Here is a 15987-nt window from a genome sequence, read left to right on the forward strand (position 1 = left end):
CGTCGCCCGGCGTCAGCGCTCGCGGCGGACCAGCACCACGTGGTCGACGAGGGTGCCGACCTGGCCGTCCGGGCCGGTGGCCTGCCGACGCGGGGCGTCGAGCCGTTCGGTGACCCACCGGTCGGGGTCGAGGTCGAGATCCGCGAGCGTCTCCTGCGGAGTGGGAAAGCGCGGGTGGTGGTGTTCGTGGCGACCCCACGGCGGGACCTCGCCGTGCTCGACGATCAGCAGCCGGCCGCCGGGGGCCACCGCCCGGGCCGCCGACCGCAGCACCTCGGCGCGCGGGAACTCCAGCGGCGACTGGAGGAACTGCGCGGACACCAGGTCGAACTCGCCCGACGGGAAGGCCCGGGTGAGGTCGTGCCGCCGGAACTCGATGCGGGACGCCACCCCGGCCTCGGTGGCCGCCGCCGACGCCCGGTCGAGGGCGGTCTGTGCGACGTCGACGGCGGTCACCCGCCAGCCCCGCCCAGCCAGCCAGATCGCGTCGCCGCCCTCGCCGCAGCCCAGGTCGAGCACGCTGCCGGGCGCCAGCGGCCCGACGACGTCGACCAGGACGGGATTCGCCCGCCCGCTCCAGAACCTGTCGCGCTGCGCGTAGAGCTCCTCCCAGTATCGTGCGGTCTCCTCGTCGACGTCGCGGTGCCGGTGCTCGCCGGCCATGCCCGTCGCCGTTGCGTCCTCGTGCCGGTGCTCGCCGGCCGTCGCGTCCTGGTGCACCTTGCTCGTCCTCCTGGTCCGCTGGGGCGACCCACCGTGGGCGGCGCCCCGTCTGGTCAGAAGCGTGCGCCCTGGCGACGGCGGGTGGCAAGAAACGTTGCCGGACCAGCAAAACGCGGACGTCGTCGTGCTCCTCGCGAACCGCATCCCGTACGCGGTGTCGCCGGCGCGGGTCAGCTACCGAGCCGGTACGTGCCGGCGCGCGGCACGGTCACCGCCGTCCACTCGCCGTCGGCGGTGACCGTGGCGTCGCCCGAGGCGGTCAGCCAGCGGCTGTGCCGGACCCGGACCGGCACCGTGGCGGCGGACGTGGTCCGGAAGGTCACCGACGCGCCGTCCTGCGCGACGGGTTCGGCCGGCGCGCCCACGACGGGCGTGGGGTCGGCGACCGCCCAGACCCGCCAGTGCGGGCCCGACCAGACGGGCGTCAGGTAGGGCAGCCCGCCCGTGACGAGCGCGGCCTCGGCCCGCCCCACCCAGGACAACGGGGCGTCGGGTACCGCGACGAACTGCACGGCGTTCTCCGCGAGCCAGCTTCGGTAGCTCGCGGCGGTCAGCGGCACCCCGGTGCCGGTCGCGCCCGGGACGGTGGTGAAGAAGAGCGGGTTGCGGTCGATGTCGGCCTGCCGCAGCCAGCCCCGGGCGAGCGGCACCTCGCCCAGCGCCGCCGCCTCGCGGTAGTTGCGGGTCGGCGGGATCTCCACCCGGCCGGTGAGCCGCTGGCCGTCGAGGAACTCCCGCAGCGGCGCGAAGTAGGCGGCCCGGCCCGTCGGGTCGTCGACGCTGCCCAGGTCGGCGGGGGGCACCGGGGGCTGCCACCAGCACACGGCCGCCAGCAGCGCGGCCAGCGTGACAGCGCCCGGCACCCGCCCCCGGACGCGCGCGCCGACGGGTCGCCCGGGCGGGTCCGCCCCGGGTGCTCCGGCCGTCTCCGCCCCCGGCCGGCGGGCCGGTGTGGCCCCGGCTCGCCCGGCCGTCTCCGCCCCCGGCCGGCGGGCCGGTGTGGCCCCGGCTCGCCCGGCCGACTCCGCCCCCGGCCGGCCGGTGGGGGGCGCCGTCCGGGGCCGGCCGCCCCGGGCCAGCCACCCGGGCAGCCGGGCCAGCCACCCGGGCAGCCGGGCCAGCCACCCGGGCAGCCGGGCCGGAGGGCGGGCGGCCGCCGCCAGCAGCGGCAGGGCGAACATGACGGCCAGCCGGGTGGCGTTCAGCCCGACCGGGGTGTGCACGAGCGCCGCCGCCAGGACCCCCGCCGCCGAGAGCAGCGCGCCCACCCGCACCGGCGCGTACGCCACCAGCGCGGCCACCAGCAGGCTGGTCAGCACGGCGCGCAGCGTGTCGGAGCGGCTGATGTTCATCCAGCCGCCGTCGCCGAAGAGCAGCGCGGTCACCCCGAGCGGCAGCGCGGCGGCGACCCCGAGCGTCAGGCCGTCGGCGTACCGGCGGGTCAGCAGCAGCGCCGCGCCGGCCAGGCCGACGAAGAGGCCCGCCACCGGGCTCGTCGCCGAGGCCAGCACCGCCCCGGCCGCCGCCAGGCCGAGCCGTACGAGCCGCCGTCGCCGCGCCCACCGGCCGGCAGTGGCTCCGGTGGAGACCCGGGGCAGGGTGAGGGCGAGCAGCGCGCCGAGACCGAAGGCCACCCCGACGCCGTACGTCACCCGGCCCGAGACCAGGTTGCCGGCGATCGTGACCACCCCGACCAGGCTGCCGAGCAGCGGGCGGGGCACCCCGGTGCGTACCAGCAGCGCCGCGAACGCCGTCGCCGCCGCCACCAGCGCCAGCACCCCGGTGACCCGCACCCCGAGCAGCGCCATCACCGGCTGCGAGACCAGGCTGTAGCCGAACTGCTGGACCCCGCCGTACCAGCGCAGGTCGACCGGCGCGAGACCGTGGGCGGCGAAGAAGTCGGCCCGGGCGACCTGCGCGGCGAGGTCGGAACCGGTGGGCGGGAGGGCGAGATACGCCACCCCGGCCAGCACGGCCGACGCGGCGGCCACCGCCACCACCCGACTGCGCCGCATGCCCACCTCCGTACCGCGACCACCGTACTGGCAGCATGTCCCGCGTGCCTCACCACCTCGCGCGCTGGACCGGCCTGGCCGGCTCGACGCTGCTCGCCCTCGCCGCGTTCCTCGGCGGAGCGCTGCCCGACGGCGACCTGCGCCCCACCCCGGTCAGCATCTGGCAGGGCCCGCACGGCCCGCTGATCATCGCCGCCTGGGCGGTCGGCACCGGGCTGATGGCGTACGCCTGGTGGGCCCTGCGCGGCCGGGTGCCCTCGACCCGCTGGGCCCTGGTCACCGTCGGGCTCTGGCTGCTGCCGTTCCTGGTCGCGCCGCCGCTGGGCAGCCGGGACGTCTACGCGTACGCCTGCCAGGGCGCCAGCTACGCCGCCGGGATCAACCCGTACGAGCAGGGCGTCTCGGCGCTGCCGTGCCCGTGGCTGGACACCATCTCCTACATCTGGCGGGACACCTCGGCGCCGTACGGGCCGCTGTTCGTGCTGCTCGCCGGGGCGGTGGTCGAGGCGACCGGGTCGCTGTACGGCAGCATCGTGCTGTTCCGGCTGCTCGCGGTCGCCGGGGTGGGGCTGACCGCGGCCTGCCTGCCGGCGCTGGCCCGGCGCTGCGGGGTGCCGGCCGGTCGGGCCGTCTGGCTGGCGCTGGGCTCGCCGCTGATCGGCGTGCACCTGGTCTCGGGCGCGCACAACGACGCCCTGATGGTGGGGCTGCTCGTCGCCGGGCTGGCGGTGGTGGCCGCCCGGCCGGGGCGCCCCGGTCCGCTGCTCGCCGGGGGAGCGCTGCTCGGGCTGGCCGGCGGGGTCAAGGTGACCGCGCTGGTCGTGGTGCCCTTCGCCGCGCTCGCCGCGATCGTCGGGGCGTACTCGATCAGGGCGCTGCTGCGCGACGGCGGCTGGGTGGTCGGCGGGGCCGTCGCGGCGGTGGTCGGGGTGACCCTCGCCGCCGGGCTGGGCTTCGGCTGGGTCACCGGGCTGGAACAGGGCGGCCTGGTGATCGCGTGGACCTCGCCGTCGACGGCGGTGGGGCAGACCGTCGGCTACCTCGCCGCGCCGTTCGGCTGGCACGGCGACCCGCTGCCGGTCACCCGGGGCATCGGGATGGCGGTGCTCGCGCTGGTGCTGGTCTGGCTGTGGTGGCGGGCCCGCACCCGGGAGCCGCTGTGGCACGCCGGCCTGGCGCTGGCCGCCACGGTCGCGCTCGCCCCGCTGTTCCACCCCTGGTACTGGATCTGGCCGCTGGCCGTGCTGGCCGCCACGTCGCGGCGCACCGGCTGGTACGCGGTCGTCGCGATCGTCTCGGCGTTCCTGGTCCTGCCGGACGGCACCGGCCTGGCCCGGTACAGCAAGACGGTCGGCGCGCCGCTGATGACGCTGTTGGTGATCCTGGCGGCCGTCCGCTTGGTACGGTCGGCTCGGGCGGCCCGCCGGCCGGCCGCCGTGCACGGAGGAGAGGCCCGCCGGTGACCGCTCCCGGCACCCCGCCGACCCCGTCCGGCACCCCACCACCCGCACCCGGCGTGTCGCCGTCGCCCGGTGTTTCGTCTGCATCCGATGTTTCGCGTTCGCCCGGTGTTCCGTTCTCGCCCGGTACTTCGTCTTCGCCCAGGGTGTCGCCGTCGGCCGGCGGGCCGCCGCCGGGGCGGCCCCCACGGTCCGGTGCCCCGTCGCGGTGGCCCGGGGCGGCCCGGCTCGCCCGCTACGCCGGCCTGGCCGGGGCGGTGCTGCTGGCCGCCGCCGGCTGGCTCGGCGGCGCGCTGCCCGGGGCCGCCGCGGCGCGCGGCGGCCGCCCCGCCGAGGAGCCGTGGACCGTCGCGCTCTGGCTGGTCGGTACCGGGCTGATGGTGGGCGCCTGGTGGGCGTTGCGCCGGGGCGCGCCGTCGACGCGGTGGGCGTACCTCACCGCCGGGCTGTGGGCGCTGCCGCTGCTGGTCACCGCGCCACTGGGCAGCCGGGACGTCTACTCGTACGCCTGCCAGGGCTGGGCGTACGCGCACGGCGCCGACCCGTACGCGACCGGCGTGGCCGAGGCCGGCTGCCCCTGGGTGGAGTCGGTGGCCCCGATCTGGCGGGACACGCCCGCGCCGTACGGGCCGTTCTTCGTGCTGCTCGCCGCGCTCGCGGTGACCCTCGGCGGCGGCCTGGCGGGCGCGGTGGTGGCGTTCCGGCTGTTCGCCGTCGCCGGGATGCTGCTGGCCGCCCTCTGTCTGGTCGGGCTCTCCCGGGCCGCCGGGGTGCCCACCCGCCGGGCGGCCTGGCTGGCGCTGGCCTGCCCGCTGGTCGGGGTGCACCTGGTGGCCGGCGCGCACAACGACGCGGTGATGCTGGGTCTGCTGACGCTGGGCCTGCTGGTGCTGGTCCGCCGCCCCGGCAGGCCGAAGCCGCTGCTGGTGGCCGGGGCGCTGCTCGGGCTGGCGGTCACGGTCAAGGCGACCGCCGTGGTGGTGCTCCCGTTCGCGGCGCTCGCGGCGGTGCTCGGCCGCTACACCGTACGGGCGCTGCTGCGCGACGCCGGCTGGCTGGCCGGCGGGGTGCTCGGCGCGGTGGCGGTCACCTCCCTGCTCTCCGGCCTCGGCCTCGGCTGGGTCGGCGGGCTGACGCGCAGCGGCGACTCCGAGCAGTGGACGTCCCCGCCGACGGCGGTCGGCTTCGTCGCCGACTACGTGGGGGCGCTGCTCGGCCGGGAGCCGGGCGCGGTGCCGGTGACCCGCGCGGCGGCGCTGCTGCTGCTCGCCGTGGCGGTGGCGACGCTGTGGTGGCGGGCCTGGTCGGGGCTGCGCCGCCTGAACGACGTCCGGCAGCGGGTGGCCCGCCTGGAGGCCGCCCGACCCAGGGCGGCCCTGCTCGGCGCGGGCCTGGCGCTGGCCGCCACGGTGCTCCTCGCCCCGGTCTTCCACCCCTGGTACGCCACCTGGCCGTTGGCCCTGCTCGCGGTCGCCGCGACGCGGACCGCCTGGTTCGCGGCGCCCTGCGCGGCGGCGGCCTTCCTGACCCTGCCCGACGGCGCCAACCTGGCCCGGTTCAGCAAGGCCCCGGGCGCGCTGGCGATGACCGCGCTGGTCGTCGGGCTGGCGGTGTGGGCCCTGCTCCGGCGTCGCCGCCCCCGCGCCGCGCACCCGGCTGACGCCCCGGGTGCCGCCAGTCCCACCTGACGCCCGCGGCTGATGCTCCCACCTGACGCCCCGGGTGCCGTCCGCCCCGCTGACGGCCCCTCCGAGTCGCCCGACGTCCGGCCCCTCCGAGTCGCCCGACGTCCGACCCCTCCGAGTCGCCCGACGTCTCGCCGCGCCGTGAACCCTGGCGAGATCTTGGTATGAAAGCGCCCCCGGAAGGGCCGTTTCTTGCCAAGATCTACATGCGCGGCGGTCAGCGGGTCGCCCCGCAGGACGGGCAGCGGTCGCCGGATCCGACCGCCCGGGGCCCGCGCCGCCCCCGCACCGCGAGCGCCAGGGGCAGCAGCGCCGGCCCGGCCAGGGCGACCACGACCGTCACCACGGCGAGCGTGGACCAGTCCGGGGTGGCCGGAAACCCCAGCAGTTGGCCGTACAGCGCGTCGGCCAGCGGATGCACGAGAAACAGGCCGATCGGGGTGAGCAGGATGAGCAGGGCCCAGCCGCCCCGGTGGTCGGCCCGCAGGGCCAGCCCCGCCGCGAGCAGCAGCACGACGACGAGCAGCGTCACGGCGGCGCCGGGCAGGATTCCGCTCGCCGTCCAGCCGTGGTAGCCGACGTGGGAGTCGTAGCGGGGTAGCAGGTTGACACCCGCGAGGGCGGCGACGACGACGGCGAGTAGGGGCGCCGCCCGTACCGCCACCGGCAGCCGGTCCGGCAGGCCCAGCGCCACGACGCCCAGCGCGACCTGCGGCAGCAGCACGTACAGTGGCGGGCGCGGCGCTCCGGCGAGAGCCGCGACCGGCACCACCGCGGCGGTGACCAGCAGGGCGAGGGCCACGGCGCGACGGGTCCACCGACCCGGGGCCACCGTGTGCACCGCCGCGGCGAGCAGCCAGGCGGCCCAGACGCCGATCCCCAGCGAGACGAACGGTCCGGCGTGCGGTATGCCCCACCGGGTCACCGGCGGGTGCAGTTCCAGCACCGACCATGCCCCCGCCAGCGCGGTCGCGGTGAGGAAGGCGAGGACGGCGGCGAGGCGTACGCCCGGGAGGACGTCGGCGGCCCCGGCGGCCCGCAGCCGCTGACGGAGGCCACCGCGCAGCAGGTCGGCGGCGTCCGCCGGCGAGGGCCAGCGCCGGCCCGGGTCGGCGAGGTCGAGGTACGTGCCGACGATCTCCGTGCCGCGCGCCCGGCGGTACTCGGCCGGGTACGCCCGCAGCAGCCGGTGGTAGCGCCGCTCCAGCTCGCTCATGCCAACCCCCCGGCGGCACGCGGGGCGAGCGGCCGGGCGGCGCGGGCGCGCAGCCGGGCGGTGGCCGCCTCGACGTTGCGGCGCAGGCGCTCGGTCTCGGCGGTGAGCGTGGCGTCGCCGGCGGGGGAGAGGCGGTAGTAGCGGCGCAGCCGGCCGTCCACCACCTCCTCCCGGTCGACCTCGACCAGGCCGGTGTCGACCAGCCGGTCGAGCGCGCCGTAGAGGGTGCCGGGGCGCAGCGAGACGCGCCCGTCGGAGAGGGCGGCGACCTCGCCGATCAGCCCGTAGCCGTGCAGCGGCTCGCCGGCCAACGCGGTGAGGATCAGGAAGGTGGGTTCGCGCAGAGGTGTGTCCACTCCCGCAATGTAACGGACGCGAAGGTATATCGGTGGCCGTTACGTGACCGACCGACCGCCTCGCGCCTCGTGCCTCGCGTCTCGCGCAACTTCGGGGAAAGCGCTGCATCCGCGCGCGCGCGCCGAGACGGCAACTTTCCCGAAGTTGCGTGGGGCGGCTGCGTGGGGCGGGACGATATCGGGCGGCTGGCGGGTGAGTTGACGGCACGAAGGAAGGCCCCGGGCACGCCCGGGGCCTTCCTTCGGTGGAACTTCGGCGGGTGCTGGATCAGCAGTCGAAGTACATGGCGAACTCGTGCGGGGTCGGGCGCAGGCGCACCGGGTCGACCTCGTTGGTCCGCTTCCACTCGATCCAGGTCGAGATCAGGTCGGGCGTGAAGACCCCACCGTCGAGCAGGTAGTCGTGGTCGGCCTCCAGAGAGTCCAGCACCGCCGACAGCGAGCCCGGCACCTGCTTGACGTCGCCCCACTCCTCCGGCGGCAGGTCGTACAGGTCCTTGTCGATCGGCGCCGGCGGCTCGATCTTGCTCTTGATGCCGTCGAGACCGGCCATCATCATGGCCGAGAAGGCCAGGTAGACGTTGGCCGACGGGTCCGGCACGCGGAACTCGACCCGCTTGGCCTTCGGGTTGCTGCCGGTCACCGGGATGCGGGTGCAGGCGGAGCGGTTGCGCTGCGAGTAGACCAGGTTGACCGGTGCCTCGAAGCCCGGCACCAGCCGGCGGTACGAGTTGACCGTCGGGTTGGTGAAGGCCAGCAGCGACGGGGCGTGGTGCAGCAGGCCGCCGATGTACCAGCGGGCGGTGTCCGACAGGCCGGCGTAGCCGGTCTCGTCGTAGAACAGCGGCTCGCCGTTGAGCCAGAGGCTCTGGTGGGTGTGCATGCCGGAGCCGTTGTCGCCGAAGAGCGGCTTGGGCATGAACGTCGCGGTCTTGCCGTTGGCCCACGCCTCGTTCTTCACGATGTACTTGAAGAGCTGGAGCTGGTCGGCCGCGTGCAGCAGCGTCGAGAACCGGTAGTTGATCTCGGACTGGCCGGCGGTGCCCACCTCGTGGTGCGAGCGCTCCACGGTGAACCCGCTGTCGACCAGCCGACGCACGATGCTGTCGCGCAGGTCGGCGAGGTGGTCGACCGGCGGCACCGGGAAGTAGCCACCCTTCATCGCGGTCTTGTAGCCGCGGTTGCCGCCCTCCTCGACCCGACCGGTGTTCCAGGCGCCCTCGATCGAGTCGATGTAGTAGTACGACTGGTGCGCCGAGGTCTCGTGGCGGATGGAGTCGAAGATGTAGAACTCCGCCTCGGCGCCGAAGTACGCGGTGTCGGCGATACCGCTCGCGGCGAGGTACGCCTCGGCCTTCTTCGCCACGTTGCGCGGGTCCCGGGAGTAGGCCTCCCGGGTGAACGGGTCGTGGACGAAGAAGTTGAGCGCGAGGGTCTTCTGCGCCCGGAAGGGGTCGATGAAGGCGGTGGCGACGTCCGGGAGCAGGAGCATGTCCGACTCGTGGATCGACTGGAAGCCGCGGATCGACGAGCCGTCGAAGGCCAGGCCCTCGGTGAAGAATTCGTCGTCGACCGACTCGACCGGCAGGTTGAAGTGCTGCATCACACCGGGCAGGTCACAGAAACGTACGTCGACGAACTTCACGTCCTCGTTCTTGAGGTATCGCAGGAGTTCCTCGGGATTGGCGAACACACGTCCTCCTGGCACGTCCACGGGTGGCTAGGCTCCTGGCGACGCTATGGCCGCGCGGTTGCCCGGCCGTGTCTTGAGTGTTTCTGCCGTGTTACGTCCCTCGCGGAGCGTCATCCGCGCCGCTCGGGCGGGGCGATCGGGCGAAGGGACGCCCCCGGCTGTGCCAGTGTAGTGACACTTGCTCGCTTTGGTCCCTTTATGCGCTGCGGGTACCCGCGACCACACCCGACCCGCCCGTACGCCCTGGATACCCTTGACCGTTGTGACCAACCCGCATGACCGGCCCGCGCCGCCCGCCTCCGATCCCACCTTCACCCCGCCCAGCCTGGGCCGCCGCTTCGGTGCGCTGGTGATCGACTGGGTGCTCTGCCTCCTGGCGGCCCGGGGCTTCGCCGACCCGGTACGCGACGGCTGGGCGCCCGTGCTGGTGCTGATCCTGGAGTACGGCTTCTTCCTCGGCCTGTTCGCCCAGACGCCCGGCATGTTCATCACGAAGATCCGTTGCGTCGCGTGGGCCGACGGCGGCCGCATCGGTCTGGTCCGGGGGCTGCTGCGCGGCCTCCTGCTCGCCCTCGTCGTGCCGGCCCTGCTCATGGACAACCACCGCCGCGGCCTGCACGACCGCCTGGCAGGCTCCGTCATCACCCCCACCCCCGCCCCTGACGCGCCCCCCGCCCCCACCCCCCGCCCGCCCCCGCGATCTTGTACTTTCTGCCCCGGCGAAACGGGCACAAGCCGCGAAGCGGGGGCCGAAACTGCAAGATCGCCGAGGCGAGGGGTGGGCGATGGACGGGGCGCGGGCGAGGGCGGGGCGGCGGGCGGTGGGGAGGGCGCGAAAAGTACGAGAGCCGGGCCCGACGGGGCCCGGCTCTTCGCGTACGTCTGTGTCGTCAGCGACCGCGCGACTGGCGGAACGCGCCGCGCGGGGGCCGCATGTTCTTCGGGATCGCGCCCTTGGGCATCTGCGGGCGGGCGGTGAGCGCCTTGAGCCGCTTGTCCAGCGAGTTGACATCCTTGCCGGTGAGGTTGCGTGGCAGCCGCATCAGCGTCATCCGCAGCTTGCGGATGGGCAGCTCGCCCTCCTCCTGCCCGATCACGTAGTCGTAGAGCGGGGCCGAGCCGATGACCTTGGCCAGCCGCCGCTTCTCCTGGCCGAGCAGGCCGCGCACCCGCTGCGGGTTGCCCTCGGCCAGCAGGATCACGCCGGGACGGCCGATGACCAGGTGGACCATGTCCATCTGCGTGGTCGAGCTGACCGCCGGGGTGACCCGCCAGTCGCCGCGCATGCTCTCCATGATCTGGGCCGCGGCGCCCGGCTGCCCCTCCGCCGCGTTCATCATCGCCCGGTTGGAGCGCAGGTTGAGCACGACCAGCAGGCATAGCAGGGCGAACAGGATGCCCAGCGGCAGCCAGATCCAGCCCCAGAGCAGGACCGCGACCACGGTGAGCGCGAGCGGGATCAGCACCGCGGCGGCGGCCAGCGGGGCGAACCACCTGTCCTGCTTGGCGGTGAACTTGAACACCATCCCGATCTGCTTAAGCCGCTGGCCGAACGAGACCTTCTCCTGGGGCTTTGCCATGCCGGTGAGTCTAGTGGTCGCCGCACGCCGCGATCACCCGCGGCCGGGCTGAGTACCTTACGCCGTCGTACCGCCCCCGGGCGGCCGGAGTAAGGCACCTCGGCGGGTGAAGATTAGGCGGCACACCCATGCCGCGGGGCCACCTTCACGCGGAGAGTCAGAGTCGACAGCTGACGACGACCGCAGGGAGCCCGAGATGTTCGCCACGGACGCAGACCTCATCCTCTCCATCCACCGTACGCACGCCGCCGAGTTGCGCGCCGAGGCCGAGGCCGACCGGCTCGCCCGGAGCCTGCCGCGCCGCTCCACGCGCGGCTGGTTGAGCCGGCGGCACCACGCGAGCCGTCGCGCCGACGGCCGCCGGTGAGCGCCCCCGTGCCCCCGGCGGGCGACACCGGCCCACCGGGGGCCGTGACCGTCGCGACGACGGTCCTGATCGAACCGACGACGGCTGGCGCCGACCCACCCCGGGTCGGCGCTGGCCCTCGTTCCGCGCCCTCCGGCGCGCCCGCGCCGTCTCCCGGCGTCCGGCCGGTCTCGGCGGTCGGGCCGTCTTCCGGCGTCCGGCCGGTCTCGGCGGTCGGGGCGCCCGTTCCGGCAGCGCCGGGGCCGTCGAACGCTGACCGGCCGGTCAGCGGAATCGGCGGCGGCGCGGGGCGTGGCATGCTCGGTGCCGTGACCGTACGCGCCGCCAGCACCGTCCTCGTGGGCCGCCAACCGGAGATCGCGGCCCTGCGCGACGCGCTCGGCCGGGCCCGCGCGGGGGAGCCGACCACCGTCCTGCTCGGCGGCGAGGCCGGGGTGGGCAAGACCCGTCTGGTGGAGGAGTTCGGCCGGTCGGCCGCCGAGGCCGGCGCCCGGCTACTGGTCGGCCAGTGCCTCGAACTCGGCGAGGCCGGCCTGCCCTTCGCGCCGTTCGCCGCGGCGCTGCGCGCGGTGCTGCGCCACGACGGCCCCGGCGTCTTCGACGGGTACGAGGCCGAGTTCGCCCGCCTCCTGCCGGAGCTGGGCCGAGGGCCGGTCGGTGTCGCCGCGCCGGCCCCGGCGCCGCTCTCCGACGCGCCGCGCGGCTACCTGTTCGACCTGGTCGCCGAGCTGTTTCAGCGGCTGGCCGCCGGGCAGCCCCTGGTGCTGGTGATCGAGGACCTGCACTGGGCCGACCGGTCCACCCGCGACCTCATCGCCTTCCTGGTGCGGGCCGCCCGCACGGCCCGGCTGCTGCTGGTCTGCACCTACCGCACCGACGAACTGCACCGCGGGCACCCGCTGCGGCCCTTCCTCGCCGAGCTGGACCGGGCGCGCGGCGTCGAGCGGATCGAGCTGGGCCGGCTCGACCGGGACGGCACCGGCGCGATCCTGGCCGACCTGCTCGGCGCCGAGCAGCACGCCCGGGCGGTCGACGACATCCACGATCGCACCCAGGGCAACCCGTTCTTCATCGAGGAGCTGGCCGCCGCCGGTGGCCCGATCGGCTGCGCCGCGCTGCCCGAGACGCTGCGCGACCTGCTGTTGGCCCGCGTGGACCGGCTGCCCGAGCCGGCCCAGCGCGTGCTGCGCATCGCCGCCGCCGGCGGCACCCGCTTCGCCCACCAGCTCATCGCCGAGGTCGCGGGGCTGCCCGAGCCCGAGCTGGAGGACGCGCTGCGCGCCGCCGTCGCCGCCCAGCTCGTGGTGGCCGACCCGGAGGGCGACTACGAGTTCCGGCACGCGCTGGTCCGCGAGGCGGTGCACGACGAGCTGCTGCCCGGCGAGCACGCCCGGCTGCACGCCCGCTTCGCGGCGGCCATCGAGGCACAGCCGCACCTGGTGGCGGCCGGCCGCGCCCCGGCCGAGATCGCCCACCACTGGTACGCCGCGCACGACCACCCCCGTGCCCTGGTGGCCGCCCGCGCAGCCGCGTGCGCTGCCGCCGACCGGTACGCGTACGCCGAGCAGAGCCGGCTGCTGGAGCGGGTGCTGGAGTTGTGGGAGCTGGTGCCCGACGCGGGTGACCGGCTCGGCATGGACCACCTCGCGGTGCTGGAGGAGACCATCGCGGCGGCCACCACGGCCGGCGACTACCAGCGGGCGCTCACCCTCACCCGGGCGGCGCTGGCCGAGGTGGACACCGACGCCGAGCCGCTGCGCGCGGCGCTGCTGCTGGACCGGCGCGGCCGGATGCTGGCCATGCTCGGCAAGAGCGACGGCACGGTCGAGCTGTGGGAGGCGTACCGGCTGACGTCGGCGGTGCCGGACGGGCCGGAGCGGGTCCGGCTGCTCGGCGACATCGCGGCGCACCTGATGAGGACGGATCCCGAGGACGCGGCCGCGCTCGCCGCCGAGGCGAGGGCGGCGGTGGAGGCGTACGGGGACGACCCGGAGCTGCTGCCGACCCGGATCACCATCCTCTGCCGTACCGCGCCCTCGCCCGAGCGTCGCCTGGCCGGGTTGCGCCTGGCCGAGGACCGGGCCCGCGCCGCCGGCTCCGGGCCGGCGCTGGTGAGCGCGCTGGTCCACCTCTCCGACGTGCTCTGCGAGCTGGGCCGGTACGCCGAGTCGGCCGACGCCGCCGCCGCCGGGGTGACGGAGGCGCGGCGGGTGGGCATCAGCCGTTCCACCGGGGCCTACCTGCTGTCGAACCAGGCCGAGGCGCTGATCGCGCTGGGTCGCTGGGACGAGGCCGACGCGGCGTGCGCGGAGGCGGCCCGAATCGACCCGCCGGGCGTGTCGGGGATGCACTGGCTCGAGCTTCGCGCCGGCCTGCGACTGGCCCGGGGCCACCCGGGCGCGGACGAGCTGGTGGGCCGGGCCCTCAGCTTCCTCGCCCGGCCCTTCCTGTGGCCGAACCACCGGTTGCCGTTGCGGGAGCTGCGGATCGAGGCGGCGCTGGCGGCGGACGACTCGACCGAGGCCGTGTGCGCGTCCCACGCCGCCCTGGCCGACGAACGGCTGCCGCAGGAGCCCCGCGAGGGCTGGCCGGTGCTCAGCGCCGTCGCCAGGACCGCCGCGCGGGCCGGCGACTCCGGGCTGGCCGCCCAGGCCGCCGCGCTCGCCGCCCGCCTGCCGGCCCGCGTCCCGGCCGAGCGGGCGCACGCCGCCCAGGTCGGCGCCCTCCTCTCGGCAGGTGCCGAGGCGCTGCCGGCGTGGCGGGCGGCGGTCGAGGCGTGGCGCGCGGACGGGCAGCCGTACCCGCTCGGACGGGCGTTGCTGGCGCTCGCCGAGGCGGCCGCCGCGGCGGGGGAGCGGGACGACGTGGCGGCGGCGGTGGCCGAGGTCGCCGCGATCGCCGACCGGCTCGGCGCGACGCCGCTCGCCGAGCGGGCCGCCACCCTGGCCCGCCGGGTGGGCCTGCGCGGGGCGACCCGTGGCCGCCCCGGCGCCGACCTGCTCACCCTGCGGGAGCGGGAGGTGCTGCGGCTGGTCGCCGAGGGGCACAGCAACAGCCGGATCGCCGAGGAGCTCTTCATCTCGCCGAAGACGGCGAGCGTGCACGTCTCGCGGATCATCGCCAAGCTCGACGTGAGCAACCGGGTCGAGGCCGCCGCGCTGGCCCACCGTCTCGGCCTGCTCGGCGAGCCCACCGCCCCCCGCTGACGGGGCGGCGAGCACCGCCGGCCGGGTGAGCCGGGGCCGGCGAGCGCCGTCTCCGGCTCGGCGGCGAGAGCCGTTCCGGATGGAAGCGGGGCGGCGAGAGCCGTTTCGGATGGGAGCGGGGCGGCGAGAGCCGTTTCGGATGGGAGCGGGGCGGCGAGAGCCGTTTCGGATGGGAGCGGGGCGGCGAGCGCCAGACCGGATGAGCAAGGCGGCGAGTACCACCGCCGCATCGGCGGGGCGGCGCGCACCGCTGCCCCGCCGGCCATCGGTCGGCGGGACGGCGGTCAGGCGGTGCCGGGCCGGGTCAGCCGGCGGTGACCGGAGCGCCCTCGCGGGCCTCCAGCGCCTGCCGGTAGAGCCGGCCGGCGCGGTAGGACGAGCGCACCAGCGGCCCGCTCATCACGCCCGCGAAGCCGATCTCCTCGGCCTCCTCGCGCAGCTCGACGAACTCCTCCGGCTTGACCCAGCGGGTGACCGGGTGGTGCCGGGGGGTGGGGCGCAGGTACTGCGTGATGGTGATCAGCTCGCAGCCGGCCGCGTGCAGGTCGCGCAGCGCCTGGGAGACCTCGGCGCGCTCCTCGCCCATGCCCAGGATCAGGTTGGACTTGGTGACCAGCCCGTCGGCGCGGGCCTGGCGGATCACGTCGAGCGAGCGCTCGTAGCGGAACGCCGGCCGAATCCGCTTGAAGATCCGCGGCACGGTCTCCACGTTGTGCGCGAGCACCTCCGGCCGGGCGCCGAAGACCTCGGCGAGCTGCTCGGGGACCGCGTTGAAGTCGGGGATCAGCAGTTCGACGCCGCAGCCGGGCTGGAGGGCGTGGATCTGCCGGACGGTCTCGGCGTAGAGCCAGGCGCCGCCGTCGGGCAGGTCGTCGCGGGCCACGCCGGTGATCGTCGCGTAGCGCAGGCCCATCGAGACCACCGACTCGGCGACGCGGCGGGGCTCGTCGGCGTCGAACTCGGCCGGCTTGCCGGTGTCGATCTGGCAGAAGTCGCAGCGCCGGGTGCACTGGTCGCCACCGATGAGGAAGGTGGCCTCGCGGTCCTCCCAGCACTCGTAGATGTTGGGGCAGCCGGCCTCCTGGCAGACGGTGTGCAGCCCCTCGCGCGAGACGAGCCCGCGCAGTTGCGTGTACTCCGGCCCCATCTTGGCCTTGACCTTGATCCACGGCGGTTTGCGCTCGATCGGCGTCTCGGCGTTGCGCGCCTCGATGCGGAGCAGACGCCGCCCCTCGGGGGCGGGCGTCGCGGTGCGCGCTGCCTGGCCTGTCGTCGGCGCGGAGTGCTCGATCGTCACGAAACCGAGCCTACGCCCGACGGCGGCCGTCGATGTACCGCGGGCGACCGGCGTCACGCCGGAAGTCTTGTGACGCCGCACACCGCGACCGGGAAAACGGCGTCACACGGGACGTCCGCGAGGTGCTAGCGTGCCGGGCAGAGCTGTGACGGAGCCGAGTAGCGCCCCGATCCGCCAGTTGAAGAGAGCCGCCGGTTGCTGCGAGGCGGTCTGGCGCCGGCGTGCGAAGACCCTCCCGAGCTGCGGGAAGAACGGCCGGCGACCGGCGCCTCGCGACCACGCGGACGCGCCACCCCCGCCCAGTAGAGCCCGCCCGGCTGGCCCCGGTGAAAAGGCGACGAACGAGGCCCCCGCCACGGCGGGGGCGAAGGTGTGGTGGCACCGCGAGG

General features: G+C 75.7%; 11 protein-coding genes and 1 pseudogene. 5 read left to right on the forward strand and 7 right to left on the reverse strand.

Annotated features, from left to right (window positions below):
• Positions 1-12 precede the first annotated feature (12 nt).
• Positions 13-720, reverse strand: a complete 708-nt coding sequence (locus tag GA0070606_RS24090; RefSeq protein ID WP_245724788.1) for a class I SAM-dependent methyltransferase — start codon at positions 718-720, stop codon at positions 13-15.
• A 173-nt stretch (positions 721-893) separates the two neighbouring features.
• A complete protein-coding gene (locus GA0070606_RS33470) occupies positions 894-2738 on the reverse strand; it encodes a hypothetical protein (RefSeq protein ID WP_091104542.1) in 1845 nt (614 codons plus the stop codon).
• 44 nt (positions 2739-2782) lie between these two features.
• Between GA0070606_RS33470 and mptB (GA0070606_RS24100) the strand changes: the two genes are divergently transcribed.
• Both mptB (GA0070606_RS24100) and mptB (GA0070606_RS24105) read left to right on the forward strand, forming a co-directional pair.
• On the forward strand, positions 2783-4201 hold the full coding sequence (gene mptB / locus GA0070606_RS24100; protein ID WP_176737406.1) for a polyprenol phosphomannose-dependent alpha 1,6 mannosyltransferase MptB: 1419 nt from the start codon (positions 2783-2785) through the stop codon (positions 4199-4201).
• A gap of 143 nt (positions 4202-4344) precedes the next feature.
• Positions 4345-5886 (forward strand): polyprenol phosphomannose-dependent alpha 1,6 mannosyltransferase MptB, encoded by a 1542-nt coding sequence (mptB, locus tag GA0070606_RS24105; protein WP_141721786.1) that lies wholly within the window; start codon positions 4345-4347, stop codon positions 5884-5886.
• Between the two features lie 214 nt (positions 5887-6100).
• On the opposite strand, the gene GA0070606_RS24110 is transcribed toward mptB (GA0070606_RS24105), so the two are convergent.
• The 3 genes from GA0070606_RS24110 to glnA form a co-directional block, all read right to left on the reverse strand.
• The gene (locus GA0070606_RS24110; RefSeq protein ID WP_091104548.1) at positions 6101-7099 is read right to left on the reverse strand and encodes a hypothetical protein; all 999 of its coding nucleotides are present in this window, start codon (positions 7097-7099) and stop codon (positions 6101-6103) included.
• Positions 7096-7455: a PadR family transcriptional regulator gene (locus GA0070606_RS24115; RefSeq protein WP_091104551.1), complete on the reverse strand. Its 360-nt coding sequence runs from the start codon at positions 7453-7455 to the stop codon at positions 7096-7098. Before GA0070606_RS24115 ends, GA0070606_RS24110 begins: the two co-directional genes overlap by 4 nt.
• 268 nt (positions 7456-7723) lie before the next feature.
• Positions 7724-9148 carry a type I glutamate--ammonia ligase gene (gene glnA, locus GA0070606_RS24120; RefSeq protein ID WP_091104553.1) on the reverse strand — a complete coding sequence of 475 codons (1425 nt, stop codon included), beginning with the start codon at positions 9146-9148 and terminating at the stop codon, positions 7724-7726.
• A 262-nt stretch (positions 9149-9410) separates the two neighbouring features.
• On the opposite strand from glnA, the pseudogene GA0070606_RS24125 reads away from it, so the two are divergent.
• Positions 9411-9806, forward strand: a pseudogene (locus GA0070606_RS24125) (RDD family protein); the annotation flags it as partial.
• 232 nt (positions 9807-10038) lie between these two features.
• On the opposite strand, the gene GA0070606_RS24130 reads toward GA0070606_RS24125, so the two are convergent.
• On the reverse strand, positions 10039-10728 hold the full coding sequence (locus tag GA0070606_RS24130) for a DUF4191 domain-containing protein (RefSeq protein WP_091104556.1): 690 nt from the start codon (positions 10726-10728) through the stop codon (positions 10039-10041).
• 196 nt (positions 10729-10924) lie between these two features.
• On the opposite strand from GA0070606_RS24130, the gene GA0070606_RS32670 reads away from it, so the two are divergent.
• Both GA0070606_RS32670 and GA0070606_RS33770 read left to right on the forward strand, forming a co-directional pair.
• Complete coding sequence (locus GA0070606_RS32670) at positions 10925-11095, forward strand: hypothetical protein (RefSeq protein ID WP_176737407.1); 171 nt, start codon at positions 10925-10927, stop codon at positions 11093-11095.
• Positions 11096-11403: 308 nt separating this feature from the next.
• Entirely contained in the window at positions 11404-14301 is a 2898-nt protein-coding gene (locus GA0070606_RS33770; protein WP_281191024.1) for an ATP-binding protein, read from the forward strand.
• A gap of 304 nt (positions 14302-14605) precedes the next feature.
• Here GA0070606_RS33770 and lipA read toward each other — a convergent pair whose 3' ends face one another.
• Positions 14606-15655, reverse strand: coding sequence for a lipoyl synthase (lipA, locus tag GA0070606_RS24140; RefSeq protein ID WP_091104560.1), 1050 nt, complete (start codon positions 15653-15655; stop codon positions 14606-14608).
• Positions 15656-15987: the final 332 nt, after the last annotated feature.

This window comes from Micromonospora citrea, from assembly GCF_900090315.1.
Classification (GTDB): Bacteria; Actinomycetota; Actinomycetes; order Mycobacteriales; family Micromonosporaceae; genus Micromonospora; species Micromonospora citrea.